Source organism: Mesorhizobium sp. NZP2234 (assembly GCF_013170765.1).
GTDB lineage: Bacteria > Pseudomonadota > Alphaproteobacteria > Rhizobiales > Rhizobiaceae > Mesorhizobium > Mesorhizobium loti_D.
The window spans coordinates 135,576-159,221 of record NZ_CP033364.1 but is presented as its reverse complement, the minus strand read 5'-3'; the positions used below and the strand labels follow the sequence as shown (position 1 = coordinate 159,221).

Annotated in this window: 23 protein-coding genes; 12 read left to right on the top strand and 11 right to left on the bottom strand. The window is 63.8% G+C overall.

Annotated features, from left to right (window positions below; genetic code table 11):
* Window positions 1–209 precede the first annotated feature (209 nt).
* From EB230_RS00735 to EB230_RS00715, 5 genes are all read left to right on the top strand, one after another.
* The gene (locus EB230_RS00735; RefSeq protein ID WP_056569662.1) at window positions 210–1,208 is read left to right on the top strand and encodes an ABC transporter ATP-binding protein; all 999 of its coding nucleotides are present in this window, start codon (window positions 210–212) and stop codon (window positions 1,206–1,208) included.
* A complete protein-coding gene (locus tag EB230_RS00730; RefSeq protein WP_056569664.1) occupies window positions 1,205–2,173 on the top strand; it encodes an ABC transporter permease in 969 nt (322 codons plus the stop codon). The genes EB230_RS00735 and EB230_RS00730 overlap by 4 nt, the downstream gene beginning before the upstream one ends.
* Window positions 2,163–2,978: an ABC transporter permease gene (locus tag EB230_RS00725; protein WP_056569667.1), complete on the top strand. Its 816-nt coding sequence runs from the start codon at window positions 2,163–2,165 to the stop codon at window positions 2,976–2,978. The genes EB230_RS00730 and EB230_RS00725 overlap by 11 nt, the downstream gene beginning before the upstream one ends.
* Before the next feature lie 103 nt (window positions 2,979–3,081).
* Window positions 3,082–4,509 carry a gamma-aminobutyraldehyde dehydrogenase gene (locus EB230_RS00720; RefSeq protein WP_056569669.1) on the top strand — a complete coding sequence of 476 codons (1,428 nt, stop codon included), beginning with the start codon at window positions 3,082–3,084 and terminating at the stop codon, window positions 4,507–4,509.
* Window positions 4,510–4,551: 42 nt separating this feature from the next.
* Window positions 4,552–5,037 (top strand): ester cyclase, encoded by a 486-nt coding sequence (locus EB230_RS00715; protein ID WP_056569672.1) that lies wholly within the window; start codon window positions 4,552–4,554, stop codon window positions 5,035–5,037.
* 53 nt (window positions 5,038–5,090) lie between these two features.
* Here EB230_RS00715 and EB230_RS00710 read toward each other — a convergent pair whose 3' ends face one another.
* The 10 genes from EB230_RS00710 to EB230_RS00665 all read right to left on the bottom strand — a co-directional run bounded on the left by EB230_RS00710 (window position 5,091) and on the right by EB230_RS00665 (window position 15,232).
* A complete protein-coding gene (locus EB230_RS00710) occupies window positions 5,091–5,405 on the bottom strand; it encodes a hypothetical protein (RefSeq protein WP_023775764.1) in 315 nt (104 codons plus the stop codon).
* A gap of 7 nt (window positions 5,406–5,412) precedes the next feature.
* A complete protein-coding gene (locus EB230_RS00705) occupies window positions 5,413–5,775 on the bottom strand; it encodes a nuclear transport factor 2 family protein (protein ID WP_056570412.1) in 363 nt (120 codons plus the stop codon).
* Window positions 5,776–5,856: 81 nt separating this feature from the next.
* Window positions 5,857–6,336: a carboxymuconolactone decarboxylase family protein gene (locus EB230_RS00700; RefSeq protein WP_056569675.1), complete on the bottom strand. Its 480-nt coding sequence runs from the start codon at window positions 6,334–6,336 to the stop codon at window positions 5,857–5,859.
* 108 nt (window positions 6,337–6,444) lie between these two features.
* On the bottom strand, window positions 6,445–7,998 hold the full coding sequence (locus EB230_RS00695) for an alpha/beta fold hydrolase (protein WP_172371039.1): 1,554 nt from the start codon (window positions 7,996–7,998) through the stop codon (window positions 6,445–6,447).
* Window positions 7,999–8,110: 112 nt separating this feature from the next.
* Window positions 8,111–8,419 carry a formate dehydrogenase subunit delta gene (locus EB230_RS00690; RefSeq protein WP_172371037.1) on the bottom strand — a complete coding sequence of 103 codons (309 nt, stop codon included), beginning with the start codon at window positions 8,417–8,419 and terminating at the stop codon, window positions 8,111–8,113.
* Window positions 8,409–9,239 carry a formate dehydrogenase accessory sulfurtransferase FdhD gene (gene fdhD, locus EB230_RS00685; protein ID WP_056569678.1) on the bottom strand — a complete coding sequence of 277 codons (831 nt, stop codon included), beginning with the start codon at window positions 9,237–9,239 and terminating at the stop codon, window positions 8,409–8,411. Before fdhD ends, EB230_RS00690 begins: the two co-directional genes overlap by 11 nt.
* Before the next feature lie 2 nt (window positions 9,240–9,241).
* Entirely contained in the window at window positions 9,242–12,154 is a 2,913-nt protein-coding gene (gene fdhF / locus EB230_RS00680; protein ID WP_172371034.1) for a formate dehydrogenase subunit alpha, read from the bottom strand.
* Window positions 12,155–12,164: 10 nt separating this feature from the next.
* Complete coding sequence (locus EB230_RS00675) at window positions 12,165–13,721, bottom strand: NADH-quinone oxidoreductase subunit NuoF (RefSeq protein WP_172371032.1); 1,557 nt, start codon at window positions 13,719–13,721, stop codon at window positions 12,165–12,167.
* Window positions 13,718–14,197 carry a formate dehydrogenase subunit gamma gene (locus EB230_RS00670; RefSeq protein WP_056569689.1) on the bottom strand — a complete coding sequence of 160 codons (480 nt, stop codon included), beginning with the start codon at window positions 14,195–14,197 and terminating at the stop codon, window positions 13,718–13,720. Before EB230_RS00670 ends, EB230_RS00675 begins: the two co-directional genes overlap by 4 nt.
* Before the next feature lie 135 nt (window positions 14,198–14,332).
* A complete protein-coding gene (locus EB230_RS00665; RefSeq protein WP_172371030.1) occupies window positions 14,333–15,232 on the bottom strand; it encodes a LysR family transcriptional regulator in 900 nt (299 codons plus the stop codon).
* A 169-nt stretch (window positions 15,233–15,401) separates the two neighbouring features.
* On the opposite strand from EB230_RS00665, the gene EB230_RS00660 reads away from it, so the two are divergent.
* The 3 genes from EB230_RS00660 (at window position 15,402) to EB230_RS00650 (ending at window position 18,293) form a co-directional block, all read left to right on the top strand.
* Complete coding sequence (locus tag EB230_RS00660) at window positions 15,402–16,043, top strand: DUF47 domain-containing protein (protein WP_140769831.1); 642 nt, start codon at window positions 15,402–15,404, stop codon at window positions 16,041–16,043.
* A 3-nt stretch (window positions 16,044–16,046) separates the two neighbouring features.
* Window positions 16,047–17,051, top strand: coding sequence for an inorganic phosphate transporter (locus EB230_RS00655; RefSeq protein ID WP_056569695.1), 1,005 nt, complete (start codon window positions 16,047–16,049; stop codon window positions 17,049–17,051).
* A 75-nt stretch (window positions 17,052–17,126) separates the two neighbouring features.
* Entirely contained in the window at window positions 17,127–18,293 is a 1,167-nt protein-coding gene (locus EB230_RS00650) for an Mrp/NBP35 family ATP-binding protein (RefSeq protein ID WP_056569698.1), read from the top strand.
* Window positions 18,294–18,309: 16 nt separating this feature from the next.
* Here EB230_RS00650 and EB230_RS00645 read toward each other — a convergent pair whose 3' ends face one another.
* A complete protein-coding gene (locus tag EB230_RS00645; protein WP_056569701.1) occupies window positions 18,310–18,759 on the bottom strand; it encodes a carbon monoxide dehydrogenase subunit G in 450 nt (149 codons plus the stop codon).
* A 150-nt stretch (window positions 18,760–18,909) separates the two neighbouring features.
* Between EB230_RS00645 and EB230_RS00640 the strand changes: the two genes are divergently transcribed.
* From EB230_RS00640 to EB230_RS00625, 4 genes are all read left to right on the top strand, one after another.
* A complete protein-coding gene (locus EB230_RS00640) occupies window positions 18,910–20,715 on the top strand; it encodes an IlvD/Edd family dehydratase (RefSeq protein WP_056570418.1) in 1,806 nt (601 codons plus the stop codon).
* Window positions 20,716–20,971: 256 nt separating this feature from the next.
* Window positions 20,972–21,790 carry a chromate resistance protein ChrB domain-containing protein gene (locus tag EB230_RS00635; protein ID WP_172374958.1) on the top strand — a complete coding sequence of 273 codons (819 nt, stop codon included), beginning with the start codon at window positions 20,972–20,974 and terminating at the stop codon, window positions 21,788–21,790.
* The gene (gene chrA / locus EB230_RS00630) at window positions 21,787–23,178 is read left to right on the top strand and encodes a chromate transporter (RefSeq protein ID WP_056569708.1); all 1,392 of its coding nucleotides are present in this window, start codon (window positions 21,787–21,789) and stop codon (window positions 23,176–23,178) included. Before EB230_RS00635 ends, chrA begins: the two co-directional genes overlap by 4 nt.
* Window positions 23,179–23,243: 65 nt before the next feature.
* Window positions 23,244–23,642, top strand: a complete 399-nt coding sequence (locus EB230_RS00625) for a hypothetical protein (protein WP_081295039.1) — start codon at window positions 23,244–23,246, stop codon at window positions 23,640–23,642.
* Window positions 23,643–23,646 lie beyond the last annotated feature (4 nt).

Sequence of the window (23,646 nt, the reverse complement as noted above, 5' to 3'; positions counted from 1 at the left end):
CTTTACCCTCCCCTTGTTGGGAGGGCCGACGCGCAACGTCGGGTTGGGGGCAGCGCGGGCGTTCGTGCCGGATCACCCCCACCCGCGGCTTCGCCGCGACCTCCCCCATGGATGGGGGAGGTAAAGTGGCCCGCGAATTTGCCATCCAAGCCATGATTTGCAGGCGAAGATGATTCAATAGAACAAAACCGGCAACAGACTGACAGCCCATGACCTCTGCCGTCTCCTTTCATAAAGTCTCCCGCCATTTCGGCAGCGTTCGCGCCGTCGACGCGGTCGATCTCGACATAACGCCGGGCGAGTTCTTCGCCATGCTTGGGCCGTCGGGTTCGGGCAAGACGACCTGTCTGCGCCTGATTGCCGGTTTCGAACAGCCGACCGCTGGTTCGATCTCGATCTTCGGCGAGCGTGCCGAGGGCGTGCCGCCCTACCGCCGCAACGTCAACACCGTCTTCCAGGATTATGCGCTGTTCCCGCATCTTAATGTGCTGGACAACGTCGCTTATGGGCTGATGGTCAAGGGCGTCGGCAAGGCCGAGCGCCACAAGGCGGCCGAGGAAGCGCTGTCGCTGGTCAGGCTGCCCGGCTACGGCGCCCGCCGGCCCGGCCAGCTTTCCGGCGGCCAGCGCCAGCGTGTCGCGCTCGCCCGCGCGCTGGTCAACCAGCCCAAGGTGCTGCTGCTCGACGAGCCGCTCGGCGCCCTCGATCTCAAGCTGCGCGAGAACATGCAGGAAGAGCTGAAATCGCTGCAGAAGGCGCTCGGCATCACCTTCGTCTTCGTCACCCACGACCAGGGCGAAGCGCTGTCGATGGCGGACCGCGTTGCCGTCTTCAATGACGGCAGGATCATGCAGATCGGCACGCCGGAGGATATCTATCAGCGGCCGAGAACCCGTTTCGTCGCCGATTTCGTCGGTTCCTCCAATGTATTGCCGCCGGATTTTGTCCAGCGCTATTCCGGCCAGCATCGCTGGGGCAGTCTCCGTCCCGAATCCATTCGTGTCGGCCGTGCCGCAAGCGGCGAAGGGGTTTCTGCCCGCCTCGTCTCGACCAACTATCTCGGCGCCACCACTAGGCTGGCGCTCGATGCCGACGGATTGAAGCTGCACGCCGTGGTGCCGGCCGGCACTGCCCTGCCGGCGGAAGGCGAGGCGGTGGTGCTCACCTTCAACCGCGAGCACCTGCATCTGATGGACGAGCCGGCATGAGCGTCGACGCCACCATGCCGCGCGCCACGGCTCCCGCCATCCTGCCGGGCAGCGGCGGCATGCGCGGTGCGCTGTCGGACCTGTTCTGGCGCCGGCCGCGACTGCTTCTGCTCCTGATGCTGTTGCCGCCGGTGCTGTGGCTCGGCATCGTCTATATCGGCTCGCTCTTCGCGCTCTTGGCGCAGAGCTTTTTCTCCATCGACGAGTACTCCGGCCTGATCAACCGCCAATTCACGCTGAAGACCTATGGCGACCTGTTCCAGGCCGCCAATCTCGACATCATCCTGCGCACGGTGACGATGGCGGCACTCGTCACGCTGGCCTCGGCCGTCGTCGCCTTTCCGATCGCCTACTATGCGGCGCGCTATGCACGCGGCCGCTGGAAAGCGCTGTTCTATCTCGGCGTCATGCTGCCGCTGTGGTCGAGCTACCTGGTCAAGATCTACGCGTGGAAGCTGATCCTGGCCAAGGAAGGCATTTTGACCTGGCTGCTCGCCAAGTTGCATCTGCTGTGGCTGCTTGATGCCTGGCTGTCGCTGCCGGTCGTCGGCGGCAACTCGCTGTCGGTGTCGTTCACCGGCACCTTCATCGTCTTCGTCTATGTCTGGCTGCCCTTCATGATCCTGCCGGTTCAGGCAGCGCTTGAGCGCGTGCCCGGCAATCTGGTCGAGGCCTCGTCCGACCTCGGCGCGTCGCCGGGGCAGACCTTCCGCAATGTTTTGTTCCCGCTGGCGCTGCCCGGCATCGTTGCCGGCTCGATCTTCACCTTCTCGCTGACGCTGGGCGACTACATCATCCCGCAGATCATCGGCACGTCGCGCCTGTTCATCGGCCAGGCCGTCTATTCGCAGCAAGGCACGGCCGGCAACATCCCGCTCGCCGCCGCCTTCACCGTGGTGCCCATCGTCATCATGGGTTTCTACCTCTGGGGCGCCAAGCGCATGGGGGCTTTCGATGCGCTCTGATCGTGGTCAATCCGCTCCGCTCGGCCTGAAGATCGCCGCGGCCTGCGGCCTGCTCTTCCTGCACCTGCCGATCCTGCTGATCTTCGTCTATGCCTTCACCACCGAGGAAAAGAGCTTCGTCTGGCCGCCGCCGGGGCTGACCACGCAGTGGTTCGCCGTCACCTGGAACCGGCCTGACGTCTGGGAGGCGCTGTCGCTGTCGGTGCGCGTCGCCGCCATCTCGACGGCGATCGCACTGGTACTTGGCACGCTGTGTGCCGCCGCGGTGTCGCGCACAAGATTCTTCGGCCGCGAAACCATTTCGCTTTTGGTCATCCTGCCGATCGCGCTGCCCGGCATCATCACCGGCATCGCGCTGCGCTCGGCCTTTGCGCTGGCCGATATTCCCTTCTCGTTCTGGACGATCGTGCTCGGCCACGCCACCTTCTGCGTGGTCGTGGTCTACAACAACGCTGTCGCCCGCTTCCGCCGCACCTCCGGCTCGATGATCGAGGCCTCGATGGATCTCGGCGCGGATGGTTTCCAGACCTTCCGCCATGTCGTGCTGCCCAACATCGCCACCGCACTGCTTGCCGGCGGCATGCTGGCCTTCGCGCTGTCCTTCGATGAGGTCATCGTCACCACCTTCACCGCCGGCCAGCAGCAGACTGTGCCGATCTGGATGCTGGAGGAACTGATCCGTCCGCGCCAGCGCCCGGTCACCAATGTCGTGGCCATGGTCGTCGTGCTGGTGACGCTGTTGCCCATCCTGTTTGCCTACTACCTGACCCGCGACGGTGATCAGATCGCGGGTTCGGGCAAATGAGAACAGTGAGTAGTGAGTAGGGAAATCCACAGCCGGAGCCTGCTCATCACTGACTACCAACTACTCACTATTCACTACTCACCTCGGTTCAAGGAGAAACCCGATGGACACCCAGATGCTGATCGGCTCGAAGTTCGAGAAGGGCGCCGAGACCGAGGAGCCGATCCTCAATCCCAAGACAGGGGCAACCATTCTCAACCTGCCCGAGGCCAGCCAGGCGCAGATCGAGGCGGCTGTCAGTGCCGCCGAACAGGCGTTCGTCTTGTGGTCGCGCACCACGCCGGCGCAGCGCTCCGGCTATCTGCTGAGGATCGCCGACCGCATCGAGGCCGAGGCCAAGGATTTCGCCACGCTCGAGGCACTGAACTGCGGCAAGCCGATCAATGCCGTGCTCAATGACGAGATCCCGGCGATCGTCGACTGCTACCGCTTCTTTGCCGGCGCGGTGCGCTCGATGCCGGGCGTTGTCGCCGGCGAATATCTGCCTGGCCACACCTCGATGGTGCGGCGCGACCCGATCGGCATCGTCGCCTCGATCGCGCCCTGGAATTACCCGCTGATGATGATGGCCTGGAAACTGGCGCCGGCGATCGCCGGCGGCAACACGGTCGTCTTCAAGCCCTCCGAACAGACGCCGCTCACGGCGCTGAAGCTGGCGAAAATCCTGGCCGAGATCCTGCCCGAAGGTGTCGTCAATGTCGTGCTTGGCCGTGGCGACAGCGTCGGCAACACGCTGATCAACCACCCAAAGGTCAACATGATCTCGATCACCGGTGACGTCGCCACCGGCAAGAAGGTGCTGCAGGCGGCCGCCAAGTCGGTCAAGCGCACCCATCTCGAGCTTGGCGGCAAGGCGCCGGTCATCGTCTTCGACGACGCCGATCTTGGCGCCGTGGTCAATGGCCTGCGCGCCTTCGGCTACTACAATGCCGGCCAGGATTGCACCGCCGCCTGCCGCATCTATGCCGGCAAGAAGATTTACGACAAGCTTGTCGCCGATCTGTCCTCGGCGGTGTCGACCATCAAGTACAATTTGCCCGACGATACCGAGAACGAGATCGGGCCGCTGATCTCGCGCCGTCAGCGCGATCGCGTGTCGAGCTTCGTCGAGCGCGCCTCGGAACTGAAGCACATCGAGATCACCACCGGTGGCAAGCCGGGCGAGGGCACCGGCTTCTACTATCAGCCGACAGTCGTCGCCGGCGCGCTGCAGGAAGACGAGATCGTGCGCCGCGAAGTCTTCGGCCCGGTCGTCTCGGTCACCCGGTTCTCGGAAGTCGACGAGGCGGTGAACTGGGCCAATGACAGCGACTACGGCCTGGCCTCATCGGTGTGGACGAAGGATGTCTCGCGCGCCATGGCGACGGCCGCCCGCCTACAATATGGCTGCACCTGGATCAACACCCACTTCATGCTGACCAACGAGATGCCGCATGGCGGCCTCAAGCAGTCCGGCTACGGCAAGGACATGTCGCTCTATGCGCTGGAAGACTACACCGCCGTCCGCCACGTAATGGTGGCGCATGGATAGGCTGGGAAGGAAGGCAAGCATTCAACGAGAGGGAGAAAGACAATGCAGCGCCGACAGTTTCTGACATCCGCAGCCATCGCCGCCACGTTTCTTGCCGTGGCGCCGTCCTTCGCCGCCGATACCGCGCAGTCGGTGGTCGAAGCCTATGTCGCGGCCTGGAATGCGCATGACTCGGCCAAGGCCGCCGGCTATTTTGCCGACGACGTCACCTACTACGATGCTTCAGTCGGAAAGCCGGTCGCGGGCAAGGACGCCGCCAAGACAGGCGTCATCGACAATTTCCTGAAGGCTGTTCCCGACGCCGTCTGGACGATGAAGGGCAAGCCCGTCGTCGACGGCGACCGCGTCTCGTTCGAATGGGAATTTTCCGGCACCAACACCGGGGCCTGGGGTGACGGCACGGCTGCGACCGGAAAGAAGTTCTCTTTCACCGGTGCCTCGATGTTCTCGATCAAGGATGGCAAGATCGCGACCCAGAGCGACTACTACGACGCGCTCGGCTTCTACAAGCAGCTCGGTCTCATGTAACAACGGTGTGTCTGCACCCTTCTCCCCGTTGCCGGGGAAAAGGGTGTCGGCCGCTACTCGACAATACGATAGATGTTCCACAGGCTGGTGCCTGACACGACGTAGGGCTCCATCTCCTTGCCCCATTTGGCGTGTGCGTCGATCTTGCCGATCTTGGCGAAAAACGCCTCCAGCTGGGCCAGGCTCTCGACCTGGTGATGGGATTCGACCGTCGCCTCCCGCGCGCCGATCGATCCGGTCATGATCTGGAACTGGAGGTCGGCGAGACCGACCTGTGAGCCAATCTCGCGTTCCCATTTCTTCAGCAATTCGAGCACGGTCTGCTTGTGGCCGAATTTGGCGTCGATCTGCCATCTGGCGCTGAACATGGCGGCCTCACTCGTCCCAGGCCTGCACGACCGTCTGGCGTGCGATCTGCCCGTTCTTCAGTTCCAGCATCGCCGCGGCGAACACTTTTGTGCCGTCCGGATAGGCGCAGGCCTGGGTAAAGGCCAGGCTGTTGCCGTCGGCGATCGTTGTATCGACCTTGTGGGTCATTGCCCGGCTGCAGATATCATCCCAGAAGGTGGTGATCGCCGCCCGCCCACGGATTTCGCGCGGTTTGCTCGGCGGGTTGTTGCGGTCGATCACCCGCACCAGCGCGTCATCGGCATAGAAGCTCGACAGCATCTTGCCGTCACGGGTTTCGATCGCCTTCTTGATGGCCGCGCCATCCACGGCTTGGGTCTTGGTCAGCATTTTATCCTCCATGGCCCGTCTTCACGATCGGGCGGTTGACGTTTGCAAGTCTGCCCGGCGCTTATCGGCGGGCAGGGTCTTTCACTGCGACTTCGCCTTGACAGCCGCGAAGACGTCGTCGGTCTGCTTCTTGAAAGTGGCGAGATCGACCTGGCTGCCATTGAGCATCGTCGACCAATGGCGAACGATCGCCGCCATGGCGATCGCCTCCTTGATCTCCTCGTCGCTCGCGCCATTGAGCTTGGCCGCCTCGGTGTGGAAATAGATGCAGTACTGGCAGGGGATCTGGGAGGCCACCGCAAGGCCCATCAGCTCCTTGGTCTTGCCGTCGAGCGCGGTCTTGGGGTTGAGCTGCACCCCCTTGATCTCGGCCCAGGCACCGGCGACCGCGACGTCGGGCAGTGTCCTGAACATGTCCGGCACCGAGCCGAGCGTCGCCTGGATGTCCTTGTAGGCGGCTGTCGCCGATGCATCCTCGGCCTTTGCGGGAGCGATCGCGGACAGCGCGCCAATGCCTGCCGCGATCACAAATGATCTGACATTCGGTTTTGACTTGAGCATTTCCTCCTCCGTTCGCAGCGCCTTCCCGGCGGCATCCGCCTGGCCTGCATGGGGGAAATTGATAGCGCTACATCGGCATGCCCGCTTCGCCCGAAAGCGCCATGGCTCTCATGGCCCGTCCGGGCCAGTGTGCCTGACGGAAAATGCCGCCGCCGCGGCTCGCGATGGCAGGTCGAGTTTGAGCAATATGTTGGCGACGTGGCGCTTGACCGTGTGCTCGCTCAGCCTGAGCTCGGCGGCGATCGCGGCATTGCTCTTGCCGTCGGCAATCAAGTTCACCACCTCGCTTTCGCGCGCCGTCAGGCAGGCAGGCTCGGTCGCCTTGGCCTTTGGGCGGCAAGCCGGTTCCAGATGCTGTTCGGACATCGCCAGGACAAGCGCCAGCGGCTCGTCCAGTTCGTCGATGCCGATGCGGCCGGCGTCGGTGAAATGAAGCCCTGACCCGGCGGCCAGGTCGGCGACCAGCCGCGACGCCAATATGTCGCCGCGCCCGGCATGCGTGGCGAGGTGCATCGTGACGCGGCCCGTCAATCCGGTCGGTGGCCCGCGCAACTCGATCTCGCCGACATGCGCCCCCTGGGCGCTCGCCACGCCGATCTGCTGCGCCGCCTCGCGCAACGACGCCGCGCAACGCAAGGCGCGCCCTGGCCCATCGAAGCGCGAAATCATCGTTTCACCATGCATGTCCACGCAGCGCCCGCCATGGCGCCCGACAAGCGTCCGCCATGTTTCCTGGAAACGCTCACAGCGTTCGCTCCACATCCGGTCGCCAAGCCGCGCGGTGTCGTAGATGCGCGTCACCAGAAGCGCGGCCAGGACGCGTTCGGCTTCCGCCACGGCGCACTCGCCGGTCAGGAATTCCTCGATCAGGTCGGCCACCCGGTCGACATCGCCGGTCCAGATCGGATGGTCGCGTCCCGGGATTTCGGCCAGCCGCGCATTCGCGATCTTCCTGGCCAGGAAGCGGCTGGCGTCGGGATCGACCCGGGCATCGTTGCGGCGATGGATCAGCAGCGTTGGCGCGCTGATTGCGGGCAGCACGCCGCGCACGTCGATCTCCGCGTTCATCCGCGCCAGTGCCGCCGCTGCTGTCGGGCTCGCCGACAAGCGCTCAAAGCGCGCCCACCAGGTCGAAAAACGGGTGTCATCCACCCGTCCCGGCGCGAAACTGGGCAAGGTGGCGCCGGTGCCCCAGGCCGTTTCGGCCGTCGCGATGAAGGCATCGAGGCGTTCGGGCGGCATCACCCATTTGTGGAAATGCGCATAGCCGCCATAGAGCGCCAGCGCCCGCGTCCGTTCCGGATAGGTGGCGGCGAACAGCATTGCCATGGGCGCGCCTTCGGAAGCGCCAAGCAGTGCCGCCCGGCCACTGCCCGCCGCGTCCATCACCGCGCGCACATCATCCATGCGCATTTCGAGACTGGGCAAGTGATGGACATCGACACGATCGGAAAGACCCGTGCCGCGCTTGTCGAACAGGATCAGCCGGGAGAATGCCGACAGCCGTCTCAAGAGCCTGGTATAGCCCTCGTCTTCCCAATGCAGGTCGAGATTGGAAATGAAGCCCGGCACGAAAACGAGATCAAGTGATCCCTGGCCGACCACCTGATAGGCGATCCGCACCTCGCCACTGAGGGCATATCGGGTCTCGATCGGCCTCACGAGTTCTTCCGCCCGGCCTGACGATTTCTGATCGTCGAACATAGCAGAGCCGCATCGATAGCGGCAGCTCAAACTTTAGCAAAAGGAAATATAAGTCCGTGCGGTCCGGAGGCTACTTTTGCGAGGCGGCAAGGTCGGCTGGGGAGGGGTTCAGTCCGAGCTTGATGTCGGCCTCGGCCGGCGAGATCGGGCGCTTGATCCTGGCGGATGCGGCCACGACGAGTTCGTCGAAGCCTTCGCCGCTGTCCAGCATCTCGAAGAACTGCCGCCGCATCCTGGGCTCCCAGAACTTGTTGATATGCTCGGCGACGCCCGCGACACCTTCCTCGCGCGGCCTCGAATGAAAAAAGGTCGCGATCTGATTGGCCATGCGCACCAGCTTTTCGCTCGTGCTCGTGATGTGGTCTTCGTCATGCGACATGCTGGGCGGCTCCATAGATCACCCGGTCGGGGTGAGTGAAAACATCGAAATCGTCGCCGCGCACCAGCGCCACCAACGTCATGCCCGCCTCCTGCGCCGTGCGGATGGCAAGCGCGGTCGGCGCCGAGACGGCAATGATGAAGGCCGAGCCGATCGCCGCCGTCTTCTGCACCATCTCGACCGAGACGCGCGACGTCACCACGACAGCGCCCGACGCGCCGTCGATGCCGGCTTTGGCCAACGCGCCGGCCAGCTTGTCCAGCGCATTGTGGCGGCCGACATCCTCGCGTGCCATCACGACGCCCTTGCCCGGGATGTAGAAGCCGGCGGCATGCACGGCTCCGGTTTCCGTGTGCAGCGGCTGCACCTTCGACAACAGCCTGACGGAGCGCACGATGTCATCGGCATCAAGCGTAAGTTTTGACGCACCAACGGCGTCAGCCGACCGCAGTGCTTCCTCGATGGATTCAATGCCGCACAACCCGCAGCCGACCGGCCCGGCAAGCCTGCGGCGCCGCGCCTCGAAGCGCGTATTGGCAAGGTCCTTCAGCCGGATCTGGATATCGATTCCGGCGCCATGATCCTCGACCTCGATCGCCTCGATCTCTTCAGGGGAAGCAATGATGCCTTCGGTCAGCGAGAAGCCGAGCGCGAAATCCTCGAAGTCGGCCGGGCTTGCCATCATTACCGCATGCGTGGTGCCGGCGAAGGAGAATGCCACCGGCGTCTCCTCCGGCACCATGCGGTTGGCCGCAGCCGTGCCACTGGCACGGTGCGCCAGCCGCGATATCTCAGTCGTTGCTTTGCGGCGCGCGGCCAAGGTTACTCCGCCGCTTGCAGCGAGGCGATGCGGCGGCTGTTTTTTGCCTGTTCATCGTACTCGCGTTGCCATTCCGACGGCCCGTTGGAGGCACCGACTTGCACGGCGGTGACCTTGTATTCGGGACAGTTGGTCGCCCAGTCGGAGAAGTCGGTGGTGATGACGTTGGCCTGCGTGTCGGGATGGTGGAACGTCGTGTAGACCACGCCCGGCGACACCCGGTCGGTAATCAGCGCGCGCAGCGTCGTTTCGCCGGAACGGCTGGTCAGCCGCACCCAGTCGCCATCGCGCAGGCCGCGGTTCTCGGCATCGTGCGGATGGATCTCCAGCCGGTCTTCCGAGTGCCACATGACGTTGTCGGTACGCCGCGTCTGCGCGCCGACATTGTACTGGCTGAGGATGCGGCCGGTGGTCAAAAGCAGCGGGAAGCGTGGCCCGGTTCTCTCGTCCGTCGCCACATATTCGGTGCGGATGAACTTGCCCTTGCCGCGCACGAAACCATCGACATGCATGATCGGCGTGCCGAGCGGAGCCTTCTCGTTGCAGGGCCATTGCACCGACCCGACACGGTCGAGCAACTCGAAGGAGACGCCGGCGAAGCTTGGCGTTGTCTTGGCGATCTCGTCCATGATCTGCGAGGGATGCTCATAGTTCCAGTCCAGCCCGATCGCGCGGGCGAGCTCCTGCGTTGCTTCCCAGTCGGCGTAGCGTGCCTTCGGCTCCAGGACCTTGCGCACCATGTTGATGCGGCGCTCGGCATTGGTGAAGGTTCCGTCCTTCTCCAGGAAGGTCGAACCCGGCAGGAAGACGTGCGCGTAGTTCGCCGTCTCGTTCAGGAACAGGTCGTGCACGACCACGCATTCCATCGCCGCAAGGCCGGCGGCGACATGCTTGGTGTCGGGATCGGACTGCAGGATGTCCTCGCCCTGGATGTAGATGCCCTTGAACGAGCCGTCGACGGCGGCATCCAGCATGTTGGGGATGCGCAGGCCAGGTTCGTCGTCGAGCTTCACGCCCCACAGGCTTTCATAGATGTCGCGCACGGCTTCCCCGGAGATGTGGCGATAGCCCGGCAGTTCATGCGGGAAGGACCCCATGTCGCACGAACCCTGCACGTTGTTCTGGCCGCGCAGCGGGTTCACGCCGACGCCTGGGCGGCCAATATTGCCTGTCGCCATCGCAAGGTTGGCGATCGCCATGACGGTGGTCGAGCCCTGGCTGTGCTCGGTGACGCCGAGGCCGTAATAGATCGCGCCATTGCCGCCCTTGGCGTAGAGCCGGGCAGCGCCACGGATCAGCTCGGGATCGACGCCGGAAAGCTTGCCGACGGTTTCGGGGCTGTTTTCCGGCAAGGCGACGAACGACGCCCAGTCCTGGAACTCCGTCCAGTCGCAGCGTTCGCGGATGAAGGCTTCGTTGAAAAGGCCCTCGGTGACGATGACATGGGCCAGCGCCGTCAGCACCGCGACATTGGTGCCGGGCTTCAGCGGCAGATGATAATCCGCTTCGACATGTGCCGATTTCACCATTTCGGTGCGGCGCGGATCGAGCACGATCAGCTTGGCGCCCTGGCGCAGACGCTTCTTCAGCCGAGAGGCGAAGACCGGATGGGCGGAAGCCGGATTGGCGCCGATGATGACGGCGACGTCGGTGAACTCGACGGAATCGAAATCCTGCGTGCCGGCCGAGGTGCCATAGGTCTGGCCGAGCCCATAGCCGGTCGGCGAATGGCAGACGCGTGCGCAGGTGTCGACATTGTTGTTGCGGAAGCCCTGCCGGACCATCTTCTGCACGAGATAGGTCTCTTCGTTCGTGCAGCGCGACGAGGTGATACCGCCGATCGCGGTGCGTCCATACTGGTACTGGATCCGGCGGAATTCCTTGGCCGTATGGGCGATTGCCTCTTCCCAGCTCACTTCACGCCAGGGATCGCTGACCTTTTCCCGGATCATCGGCGACAGGATGCGGTCCTTGTGGGTGGCGTAGCCATAGGCGAAACGGCCCTTCACGCAGGAATGGCCATGGTTCGCCTTGCCATCCTTGTACGGCATCATGCGGATGACTTCGTCGCCCTTCACCTCGGCCTTGAACGAGCAGCCGACGCCGCAATAGGCGCAGGTGGTGACGGCGGAGCGCTCGGGCATGCCCTTCTCGAGCACGGTCTTCTCACGCAGCGCATCCGTCGGGCAGGCCTGCACGCAGGCACCGCAGGACACGCATTCGGAGGCGATGAAGTCCTCATGCATGCCGGCAACCATGCGCGACTCGAAACCGCGGCCCTCGATCGTCAGGGCGAAGGTGCCTTGCACCTCCTCGCAGGCGCGCACGCAGCGCGAGCAGACGATGCACTGTGCCGGATCATAGGTGAAATAGGGGTTGGATTCGTCGCGGGCGATATAATCGACCGCCAGCGAACCATGGCCGGGCGCCACGCCATCTTCCTGCTTGACGTGGTTGCGGCCCTCGATGCCGTAGCGGTTCTCTGTCAGGCCGACCGACTTCGCCACCGCGTCGAACTCGCTGGCGCCGGTTCCGGCCTTCTCGTTCCAGCCGGTCGGATGGTCGGAGACATAGAGTTCCATGACGCCGCGACGGATGGCGTCGAGCCGGTCGGATTGTGTGCGCACCACCATGCCTTCGCCGACCGGCGTCGTGCAGGATGCCGGCGTGCCGCCGCGCCCTTCGATCTCGACCAGGCAGACACGGCACGAGCCGAACGAGTCCAGCATGTCGGTGGCGCAGAGCTTCGGGATCTCAACCCCGCCTTCCATCGCCGCCCGCATGATCGAGGTGCCTTCCGGCACGCTGATGCTGCGGCCGTCCACGACCAGCGTGACCTGCTTTTGCGCCTTCGATTCCGGGGTCCCGTAGTCGAGTTCTTCGATGAGTATCGGGAAGTCGGCCTTGATGTTCATCTGCCAGCTCCTATTCAGCAGCCACGCGCGCGGGCGCGGGCTTGAAATCCTCGGGGAAATGGGTGATCGAGCTCATCACCGGGTAGGGCGTGAAACCACCCAGCGCGCAGAGCGATCCGAACTTCATCGTGTTGCAGAGATCGGTGACCAGAGCGAGGTTCTTTTCCGGCTCGATGCCGGCGGCGAGCCGGTCGATGGTCTCCACCCCACGCGTCGAGCCGATGCGGCAGGGCGTGCACTTGCCGCAGCTTTCGATGGCGCAGAACTTCATGGCGAAGCGCGCCTGCTTCAGCATGTCGGCCGTATCGTCGAACACGGTGATGCCGGCATGTCCGATCAGCCCGTCCTTGGCGGCAAAGGCTTCGTAGTCGAAGGCGGTGTCGAACAGCGAGCGCGGGAAATAGGCGCCGAGCGGGCCGCCGACCTGCACGGCCTTCACCGGCCGGCCAGTGGCGGTGCCGCCGCCGATATCGTCGACGATCTCGCCCAGCGTCAGGCCGAAGGCCGTCTCGAACAGGCCGCCATGCTTGACGTTGCCGGCGATCTGGATCGGGATCGTGCCGCGCGAGCGGCCCATGCCGAAATCCTTGTAGAACGCCGCCCCCTTGTCCATGACGATAGGGACTGAAGCCAGCGAGATGACATTGTTGATCACCGTCGGCTTGCCGAACAGACCCTGGATCGCCGGCAGCGGCGGCTTGGCGCGCACGACGCCGCGCTTGCCTTCGAGGCTGTTGAGCAGCGATGTTTCCTCGCCGCAGACATAGGCGCCGGCACCAACACGGATTTCCATGTCGAAGGCGTTGGGTGAACCCATCACGTTGACGCCGAGCACGCCTGCCTTGCGGGCGATCTCGACGGCCTTGTTCATCGTCGCCACCGCATGCGGATATTCCGAGCGGATATAGACGAAACCCTTGGTGGCGCCTGTCGCGACACCGGCGATCGTCATGCCTTCGATCAGCACGAAGGGATCGCCCTCCATGATCATGCGGTCGGCGAAGGTGGCGCTGTCGCCTTCATCGGCGTTGCAGACGATGTATTTTTGGTCTCCCGCCGTATCCAGCACCGTCTTCCATTTGATGCCTGTCGGGAAACCCGCGCCGCCACGGCCGCGCAGGCCCGACTCGGTAACCTGTTTGACGACATCGGCGGGCGCCATGGCCACCGCGTTCTGCAGGCCTTTCAGCCCGCCGAGCGACTTGTAGGCGTCGAGCGACAGCGGGTCGTTGATGCCGCAGCGCGCAAAGGTCAGCCTGGTCTGCTTGGCCAGGAAGGGAATCTTGTCCGGCGCGCCCAGCCAGCGCTTGTGATGGCCGCCGGTCAGGAAGCCGCTATCGAACAGGCTCTTGACGTCCGACGGCTTGACCGGCCCGTAGGCGACACGGCCGTTGGCGGTCGCCACCTCGACCATGGGCTCGAGAAAATAGGCGCCGCGCGACCCATTGCGCACGATCTTGGCCTCGATGCCGCGTTCGGCGAGTTCAGCGCGAATGGCGTTGGCGACCTTTTCCGCGCCGAGCGCCAGCGCGCCCGAATCGCCGGGAATATAGATGCGGGGGATCATGAGCGCACCTCGGCAACGATCTCGTCGATCTTGTCGTCATCGAGCCGCCCGATCACCTCGCCGTCCAGCATCGCCGACGGCGAACAGGCGCAAAGCCCGAGGCAATAGACCGGCTCAAGCGTGACCGATCCATCGCGGGTCGTCTCATGGAAATCGATGCCGAGCAGCTGCTTGACCCTGGCGGCCACCGCATCCGAACCCATCGACTGGCAGGCTTCCGCCTGGCACAGCTTGAGCACGTGCCGACCGGCCGGCCGCGCACGGAAGTCATGATAAAAGGTCACGACGCCATGCACCTCGGCCCTGGACAAGTTCAGTTCATCGGCGATGACGGGCACGGCGTCCTGCGGCACATGCCCGAATTCTTCCTGGATGCCATGGAGGATCGGCAGCAGCGGGCCTTCGAGGCCTTTCAGCTCGTGGATAATCGCGGCCGTGCGCGATACGATCTCGGTACTTGCAGGCTGCATCGTCAAGCAGCGCCCTCCCTGGTCGGTAGCGCTCGAGCGCTAAGTCGTTACAAAAACAGAGGAAACCCGCGAAATCAATAAAGCTGATCCGTTGCTCGATAGAAATCTTCTATCGATGACGGTCAGCTCACCGTGTCTAAACTAGCGATGGGTGCGGAAATCGTCTGCCAGCGCCATTGCCTCGTCCAGCAGCGCCTGCACCAGCGGCGTGTGCGGTTCGCGCGGCGCGGCCACCAGGCCGACCGTATGGCTGGCATCCGGCTCGACGATCGGAATGGCCCGGATCGGCTCCGAAAAGCCGAATGTTTCCGCGAGGTTGAGCGGCATGATCGACGACCATTTGCCGGTGCGGATATGCGAGAACAGCACAATCATCGAATTGGATTCGAGCGTCGGCCGCACCTGCACGCCGGCCTCGGCCAGATGCTGGTCGATGAGGCGGCGGTTCTGCATGTCAGGCGTGAGGAGGCACAGCGGCAGCTGACTGATCTCGGCCCATGACACTTTGTCGCGATCCGAATAAGGGTTGCCTATGGCTGTGATCAATTGATAGCGCTCGTCGTAGAGCGGTACGCTGGTCACCCGTCCAAGCGGCTCGTTGTCGAGATAGGTAATGCCGGCATCGATGTCGAAATTGCCGAGCAACGACAGCACCTCGATCGAAGTGCGCGACAGCACCGAGAAGGTGACGCCCGGGTGCTTTTCGCGAAACGGCGTCGTCAGCCGCGCCACCATGGCGAGCGCGGTCGGAATGGCGGCGATGCGGATGCGGCCGGAAAGGCCGTGCCGCGCCGCCCGCATCTCCTCGCGCATGGTCCTCGAATCGCCAACGATGCGGCGCGCCCAGACCAGCACCTGCTTGCCCTCCGGCGTCAGCCCCTGGAAACGCGATCCGCGATTGACCAGCATGACGCCGAGCTGCCCCTCCAGCTGTTTGATGCCGGCCGACAGGGTCGGCTGGGTCACGCCACATGCTTCCGCCGCCCGGCCGAAATGCTCTTCCTTGGCCAGCGCGATGAAGAATTCGAGTTTGTCGATCATGCCATCCTTCCGGTCGTCACGCACAGGCTCGGGGAAATTGTTCTTTGCCGCAAGCGATATGCGCAATCGTTCCGCATCCACATCTTTCAGCCGGCTTACTGTTTCCCGCGGCATCGCGCGGCGTTATGTCAATGAAACGGTCGTGGACCGGGCGCGAGGGGAGACTGACATGCTGGGCTGGTTCCGCAAGCTGCTGCCACGCGAAGATCGTTTCTTCGACCTGTTCGAGCGGCATTCCCGCACGGTGGTCGGCGGCGCTGAGGCGCTGCAGCAGCTTCTCCAAGGCAAGGACATCGATCGCTGGTGCCAGAAGATCGTCGATCTCGAGGACGAGGCCGATCACGTCACCGCGGAAGTCCTGCTGGCCGTACGACGCTCCTTCATCACCCCTTTCGATCGCGGCGACATCAAGGATCTGATCCAGTCGATGGATGATGCCATCGACATGATGCACAAGACCGTCAAGACGGTAAGACTGTTCGAGAAGCGGGAGTTCGATCCGCTGATGCAGGAAATGGGCGCCGTCATCGTCGACGCCGCGCGGCTGGTCGCGGAGGCGATCCCGCTGCTCGCCAAGGTCGGCGCCAACAGCGCACGCCTCAACGCTCTCGCCGAGGAAGTCATGCGCGCCGAGGGCCGGGCCGACGATTTGCATGAGCAGGGTCTGAAGGATCTGTTCAGGCGCCACGGCCGCGGTGACGCGATGGCCTACCTGATCGGCTCGGAAATCTATGGTCAGCTGGAGAAGGTGGTCGATCGCTTCGAGGACGTCGCCAACGAGATCAGCGGCATCGTCATCGAGAACGTCTAGGCGATGGACGTCGCGATCGCCTTCCCCCTGCTGGCCGGCCTTGTCGCCGTCGCGCTGTTCTTTGATTTTCTCAACGGCCTGCACGATGCCGCCAATTCCATCGCCACAATCGTCTCCACGCGTGTGCTCAGGCCGCAATATGCAGTGCTGTGGGCAGCCTTCTTCAATTTCATCGCCTTCATGTTCTTCGGCCTGCATGTCGCCGAGACCGTGGGGAAAGGCATCGTCGATGTCAGCATCGTCACGCCGGCGGTGATCTTCTCGGCTCTCGTCGGCGCCATTGTCTGGAACATCGTCACCTGGATTGCCGGCATCCCTTCGAGCAGCTCGCACGCGCTGATCGGCGGGCTGGTCGGCGCCGGGGTTGCCAAGGCGGGCATCGGTGCCATCGTCTGGTCGGGACTCGGCAAGACGGTCGCCGCGATCGTGCTCTCGCCGGCGACCGGATTTGTCCTGGCGCTTGTCCTGATCCTGGTGGTTTCGTGGCTGTTCGTGCGCCAGACGCCGTTCGCCGTCGACAGCACCTTTCGCGTCCTGCAGTTCTTTTCCGCCTCGCTCTATTCGCTCGGGCATGGCGGCAACGATGCGCAGAAGACCATGGGCATCATCGCCGTGCTGCTCTATTCGCAAGGCATGCTCGGCGAGAAATTCTACGTGCCGCTCTGGGTCGTCCTCACCTGCCAGTCGGCCCTGGCGCTCGGCACGCTGTTCGGCGGCTGGCGGATCGTCCACACGATGGGTTCGAAGATCACCCGGCTCAATCCGATGCAGGGCTTCTGCGCTGAAACCGGCGGCGCCATCACGCTGTTCGCCGCCACCTGGCTCGGCGTTCCCGTATCGACCACGCATACGATCACCGGTGCCATCATAGGCGTCGGTGCTGCCCGCCGCGTCTCGGCGGTGCGCTGGGGCATCGCCGGTAACATCGTCATCGCCTGGATCATTACCTTGCCGGCGACGGCGGCGATTTCGGCTCTTACCTATCTCGCCGTCAACCTGACGGGTTGACCGCAGGCATCGTGGCGCTTGGAGTCGGCTTCAATCTGCACTATCTGAGCGGCAGCCCAACGCCAGGATAAAATCATGTCCGTCACCAAGGAAATCGTCACCGAGCGTCTGAAGACGGTCAATGGGCCGGATTTCACCGGCAACATCGTCGACCTCGGCATGGTTTCCGAGATTTTCATCGCCGATTCGAAAGTGTTCTTCTCGATCACCGTTCCCGCCGCCAGGGCGCAGGAGATGGAGCCGCTGCGCGCCGCCGCCGAACGTGTCGTCAAGGCAATTCCAGGTGTTGCCGGTGCCGTTGTCGCGTTGACGGCGGAAAAGAAGGGCGGCGGCATGGAGGCGCCTGTTCCGACGCGTCCCGCGCCCAGGCCGGCTCCGCCCGCCGCACCACGTTCCGCTCCGCATGCCCCCGCTTCGCACAGCCAGGGGAAGCGCGGCGTGCCCGGCATCGAGGCGATCATAGCGGTTGCTTCCGGCAAGGGCGGCGTCGGCAAGTCGACCACCGCCGTCAACCTGGCGCTTGGCCTTGCCGCCAATGGCTTGCGGGTCGGCGTGCTCGATGCGGACATCTACGGCCCGTCCATGCCCAAGCTGCTCGACATCCATGGCCGGCCGCAGACGGTTGACGGCAAGATCCTCAAGCCGATGGAGAATTACGGCCTCAAGGTGATGTCGATGGGCTTCCTCGTCGATGAGGAAACGCCGATGATCTGGCGCGGGCCGATGGTGATGTCGGCACTCACACAGATGCTGCGCGAGGTTGAATGGGGCCGGCTCGACGTGCTTGTGGTCGACATGCCGCCCGGCACCGGCGATGCGCAATTGACCATGGCGCAGCAGGTGCCGCTGGCCGGCGCCGTCATCGTCTCGACGCCGCAGGACCTGGCCCTCATCGATGCCCGCAAGGGGCTGAACATGTTCAAGAAGGTCGACGTGCCGCTGCTCGGCATCGTCGAGAACATGAGCTATTTCATCGCGCCGGACACCGGCAAGCGCTACGACATTTTCGGCCATGGCGGCGCGCGCCGCGAGGCCGAACGCCTCGGCGTCACCTTCCTCGGCGAAGTGCCGCTGGAAATGGGCATCCGCGAAAGCTCGGATGCCGGGGCGCCGGTGGTCGTCTCGAAGCCTGACGGCGCCGCGGCGAAAACCTATCGCGACATCGCCGCCAAGGTCTGGGACAGGGTCAATGAAGAGCGCGGCGCGGCCGAAGCGGCGGTGCCGAGCATCGTCTTCGAGTGACCTCCCGGGAGGATGGTCAGCCGCCGACCTTCTCGCCAAATGTCGAAAAGAACTGCCCGGCCAGTTTTTTCGACGTCGACTCGATCAGCCGGCTGCCGAGCTGGGCGATCTTGCCGCCGACTTCGGCCTTGGCGGCATATCTGAGCACCGTGGCGTTCGGCCCATCCGCCGTCAGCGTCACGTCGGCGCCGCCCTTGGCGAAGCCGGCGATGCCGCCCTTGCCTTCGCCCTGGATCGTGTAGGAATGCGGTGGCTTGAGGTTCTTTAGCGTCACCTCGCCATTGAAGGTCGCCTTGATCGGTCCGATCTTCAGCACGACCGTCGCCGCCATCTCGGTGTCCGACGTCTTCTCCAGGCTCTGGCAACCGGGAATGCTCTCCTTGAGCACCGCCGGGTCGTTCAGGGCTTCCCATACTTTCTGGACGGGCGCCGCGATGCGTTCCTCGCCTTCGATCACCAAAGCCATCAAGACCTCCCGTGCAATTGATGTCGATTGGTCCTAGCGCGCGGCCCGATACATGTCTATCGCACCAAAGTCCGGATTCAGATCGCGCGTGCCCCTTGCCTGCATCCGCGCGTTGTCATATCGATTTGTCATACAAATACGGAGACCATGATGGCTGGCGCCCCCACAGGAAAGAAGAAATTTCGCTCGCAGGAGTGGTTCGACAATCCCGATAATCCGGGAATGACGGCGCTCTATCTGGAGCGTTACCTGAACTACGGGCTGACCCGCGCCGAACTGATGTCGGGCAAGCCGCTGATCGGCATTGCCCAGACCGGCTCTGATCTGTCGCCTTGCAACCGGCACCATATCGAGCTCGCCAAGCGCGTGCGCGAAGGCATCGTCTCGATGGGCGGCATCCCTTTCGAGTTCCCCTGCCATCCGATCCAGGAGACCGGCAAGCGCCCGACCGCGGCCCTTGACCGCAACCTTGCTTATCTCAGCCTGGTCGAGGTGCTCTACGGCTATCCGCTCGATGGCGTCGTGCTCACCATCGGCTGCGACAAGACCACGCCGGCGCTGCTCATGGCGGCGGCCACCGTCAACATTCCCGCCATCGCGCTGTCGGTCGGCCCGATGCTCAACGGCTGGCACAAGGGCAAGCGCACCGGGTCCGGCACCATCGTCTGGGAATCGCGCCAGCGCCTGTCGGCCGGCGAGATCAATTATGACGAGTTCATGGACATCGTCGCCTCCTCGGCGCCCTCCACCGGCTACTGCAACACCATGGGTACCGCCACCACGATGAATTCCCTGGCCGAGGCGCTCGGCATGCAGCTGCCGGGCTCGGCCGCCATCCCCGCGCCATACCGTGAGCGCGGCCAGATCGCCTACGAGACGGGAAAGCGCATCGTCGACATGGTGCATGAGGATCTGAAGCCATCAGACATCATGACGCGCAAGGCCTTCGAGAACGCCATCGTCGTCAATTCGGCGATCGGTGGCTCCACCAACGCACCGATTCATCTCAATGCCATCGCCCGCCATCTCGGCGTGCCGCTCGACAATGACGACTGGCAGAAGGTCGGCCTCAAAGTGCCCCTCATCGTCAATCTGCAGCCGTCCGGCGAGTATCTGGGCGAGGACTATCATCATGCCGGCGGCGTGCCGGCCGTGGTTGCCGAACTGATGAAGGCCGGGCTGCTGCCCTATCCTGAAGCCATGACCGTCAACGGCAAATCGATCGGCGACAATTGCAAGGGTGTCGCAAACGAAAACGCCGACGTCATCCACAGTGTCGACAAACCGCTCAAGACCAATGCCGGCTTCATCAATTTCAAGGGCAATCTGTTCGATTCCGCGATCATGAAGATGAGCGGCATCTCGCCGGAATTCCGCGAGCGCTATCTGTCCAACCCCAACGACCCGGAAGCCTTCGAGGGCAACGCCATGGTCTTCGACGGTCCGGAGGACTACCACGCTCGCATCGACGATCCGGCGCAAGGCATCGACGAGCACACCATCCTGTTCATGCGCGGCGCCGGCCCGGTCGGCTATCCCGGCGGCGCCGAGGTCGTCAACATGCAGCCGCCGGCCTATCTCATCAAGAAGGGCATCCACTCGCTGGCCTGCATCGGCGACGGCCGCCAGTCGGGCACGTCGGGCTCGCCATCGATCCTCAACGCCTCGCCGGAAGCCGCGATCGGCGGCGGACTGGCGCTGCTCAAGACCGGCGACCGCGTGCGCATTGACTTGCGCAAGGCCACCGCCAACATGCTGATCAGCGATGAAGAGCTTGCCAGGCGGCGCGCCGAGCTGGAGAGCGATGGCGGCTACCACTACCCCAAGCACCAGACGCCGTGGCAGGAGATCCAGCGCGGCATGGTCGACCAGTTCTCCGAAGGGATGGTTCTGAAGCCGGCCGTGAAATACCTGGACGTCGCCCATACCAGCGGCGTTCCCAGGGACAATCATTGATTACACCGGGGACAATCATTGATTGCTCCGGGGACAATCACTGACATCGGATCGACGGCTGGCAGCTTGATCAATCAGGCCGCCAGCCGTTCTTCCATTTGGCATTGTGCGTCCTGACCGTGGTTCGAGACCGGTCACGATCCTTGACAAGCGTGCCCAACAAATCCACGATCATAACAAGGGGTGCATCGCGACGACCCCGTGAGGCGTCAGCCCAACGTTCGCGTCCAGGCTTCTCTGTCAGGAGGTGGACGCCATGCCGTCAACAACCGCTATCACCGTATCGCAACTCTCCCGGCTGGTCGGCCTGCCGGGCGCGCCTGCAATCATCGACGTCCGTATTGATGAGGATTTCGACGCCGATCCGCGCCTGCTGCCGGCCTCGGTCCGTCGCGATTTCAAAACCGTTTCGACGTGGGCATCCGACTTCGCCGGCAAGCCCGTGGTGGTGGTCTGCCAGAAAGGCCGGAAACTCTCGCAAGGTGTAGCCGCATGGCTGCGCCACGGGGGGATTCCCGCCGAAACCCTCGAAGGTGGCTTCGAAGCCTGGCGCGATGCGGACGCGCTTCTGGTCCGCACCGACAAATTGCCGCCGCGCGACGAAAAGGGCCGCACGGTCTGGGTGACGCGCGCCCGCCCCAAGGTCGACCGCATCGCCTGCCCCTGGCTGATCCGGCGTTTCATCGATCCTCGCCCTGTCTTCCTGTTCGTCGAGGCGGCCGAAGTGCCTGCCGTGGCCGACCGCTTTCAGGCCGAGCCGTTCGACATCGACAACGTGTTCTGGAGCCATCGTGGCGAACGCTGCACCTTCGATACGATGATCGAGGAATTCGGCCTGGAATCCGCCGCACTCGATCGCCTTGCGGTGATTGTGCGCGCGGCCGACACTGCAAGTCTCGATCTGGTGCCCCAGGCCGCCGGCTTTCTGGCTGCCTCGCTTGGCCTGTCGCGGATGTTTCGCGACGATCTGGAGCAACTGGAAGCAGGCATGCTGCTCTACGATGCGTTCTTCCGCTGGTGCCGTGATGCCACCGAGGAAACGCACAATTGGCCCGGTGCAGGTAAACCGTCATGAGCGCCGTTGTGCCTGCACACAGGTCGGGGAACGCCGAAGCGCCGGCGGCACCGACCCTTGCCGAAGCCGTGAAGGTCTGGGCGGAGATCGGGCTGCTCAGCTTCGGCGGGCCGGCAGGGCAGATCGCGCTGATGCACAAGGAACTGGTCGAGGAACGACGCTGGATCGGTGAACAGCGTTTCCTGCATGCACTGAATTACTGCATGCTGCTGCCCGGCCCGGAAGCCCAGCAACTCGCCATCTATATCGGCTGGCTGCTGCACAGGACGATCGGTGGCCTTGTCGCCGGCATCCTGTTCGTCCTACCGGGCGCGCTCGTCATGCTCGTCTTGAGTAGTCTCTACGTGCTCTATGGCGACATGCCGCTCGTCGCGGCACTGTTCCTCGGGGTGAAGGCGGCGGTGCTTGCCATCGTCATCGAGGCGGTGATCCGCATCGGACGGCGTGCGCTGAAAAACCCCGCCATGGTGTCGATCGCGGTTGCCGCCTTCTTCGCCATCTATGCGTTAAATGTGCCGTTTCCGCTCATCATCCTGCTCGCGGGCCTGACAGGATGGCTGGGAGACCGCGTTGTTCCCGGCCTGTTTTCCGGCGCCGCGCACGGCAAGGGCGATGTTGCCGACATCAAGGGAGCCGTCGACCTGATGTTCGAGCGCGGCGAACTGACCCATGTCGAACCGACCAGATGGCATGCGCCGCGCACTGTCGCGATCTGGCTGCCGATCTGGCTCGGACCGGTTCTTGTTATCTGGTGGTTCACTGGCTCCGCCAGCGTGTGGACGGAGATAGGCCGGTTCTTCAGTCTGATGGCGGTCGTCACCTTCGGTGGTGCCTATGCGGTGCTTGCCTATGTCGCGCAGGCGGCTGTCCAGTCCTTCGGCTGGCTCGCGCCCGGTGAGATGGTCGATGGTCTTGGGCTTGCCGAGACCACGCCTGGTCCACTCATCCTGGTGTTGCAGTTCGTCGGCTTCATCGCCGCGTTCCGTCACGCCGGGTCACTGAACCCGTTGCTTGGCGGATCGCTTGGCGCGCTGCTGACTTTGTGGGTGACGTTCACGCCGTGTTTCTTCTGGATATTCCTTGGCGCGCCCTACATCGAGGCCTTGCGCGGCAACAGGGTGTTGTCGGCCGCGTTGGGGGCGATCACCGCCGCTGTTGTCGGCGTCGTCATGAACCTCGCACTTTGGTTTGCCTTGCACGTCGTTTTCCGCGAGGTGCACGCGATGGGTCTCGGCATGAATGTCCCGGTGCTTTCGTCGATCGACTGGCGGGCGGCGCTGCTTTCCTGCGCCGCGATGATCGCCATCCTGAGGCTGAAGATCGGCGTGCTGCCGACGCTCGCCGGATCGGCCCTTGCCGGTGTCTTGCTGCTGGCGGCGAGGGGATAGAGGCTCGCCTGCCTTTGTATTCCGCTCGCCGACCATTTAAGTGGTTGGAAACGGATTGGAACATCATGGCGCAGCGACGCTCTTCCCTCGGTTTCCTTGGCATGTTCGGACGATCGGGCGATCTGAGGCAGCTTGATGCGGCATTGCGTGACGCCGACCTTCATCCCGCGCTTGTGCCGGAGGGGGTGAAACTCACCCTCGTCAATCTGATGAAGGATCGCTGGTCCGACGAGCCGCCGCCACAGGCCTACCCGGATGTGGCGCGACTGTTCAGCTACTGCGTTGCCGGACCGGAGACGTTCGAGCGCTCCCACGGCTTGCAGCAGCGGCAGGACGTGGAGCGCCGTATCGAGGACGCGGTCGAGGCCGGCGACAGTTTCGACGCCCGGATCGTGTTGATGACGCTGCACGCCAAGCTGATCAACGCCGAAGTCGTTGAACGCTACGGCCTGGGCGCCGACTGACTGC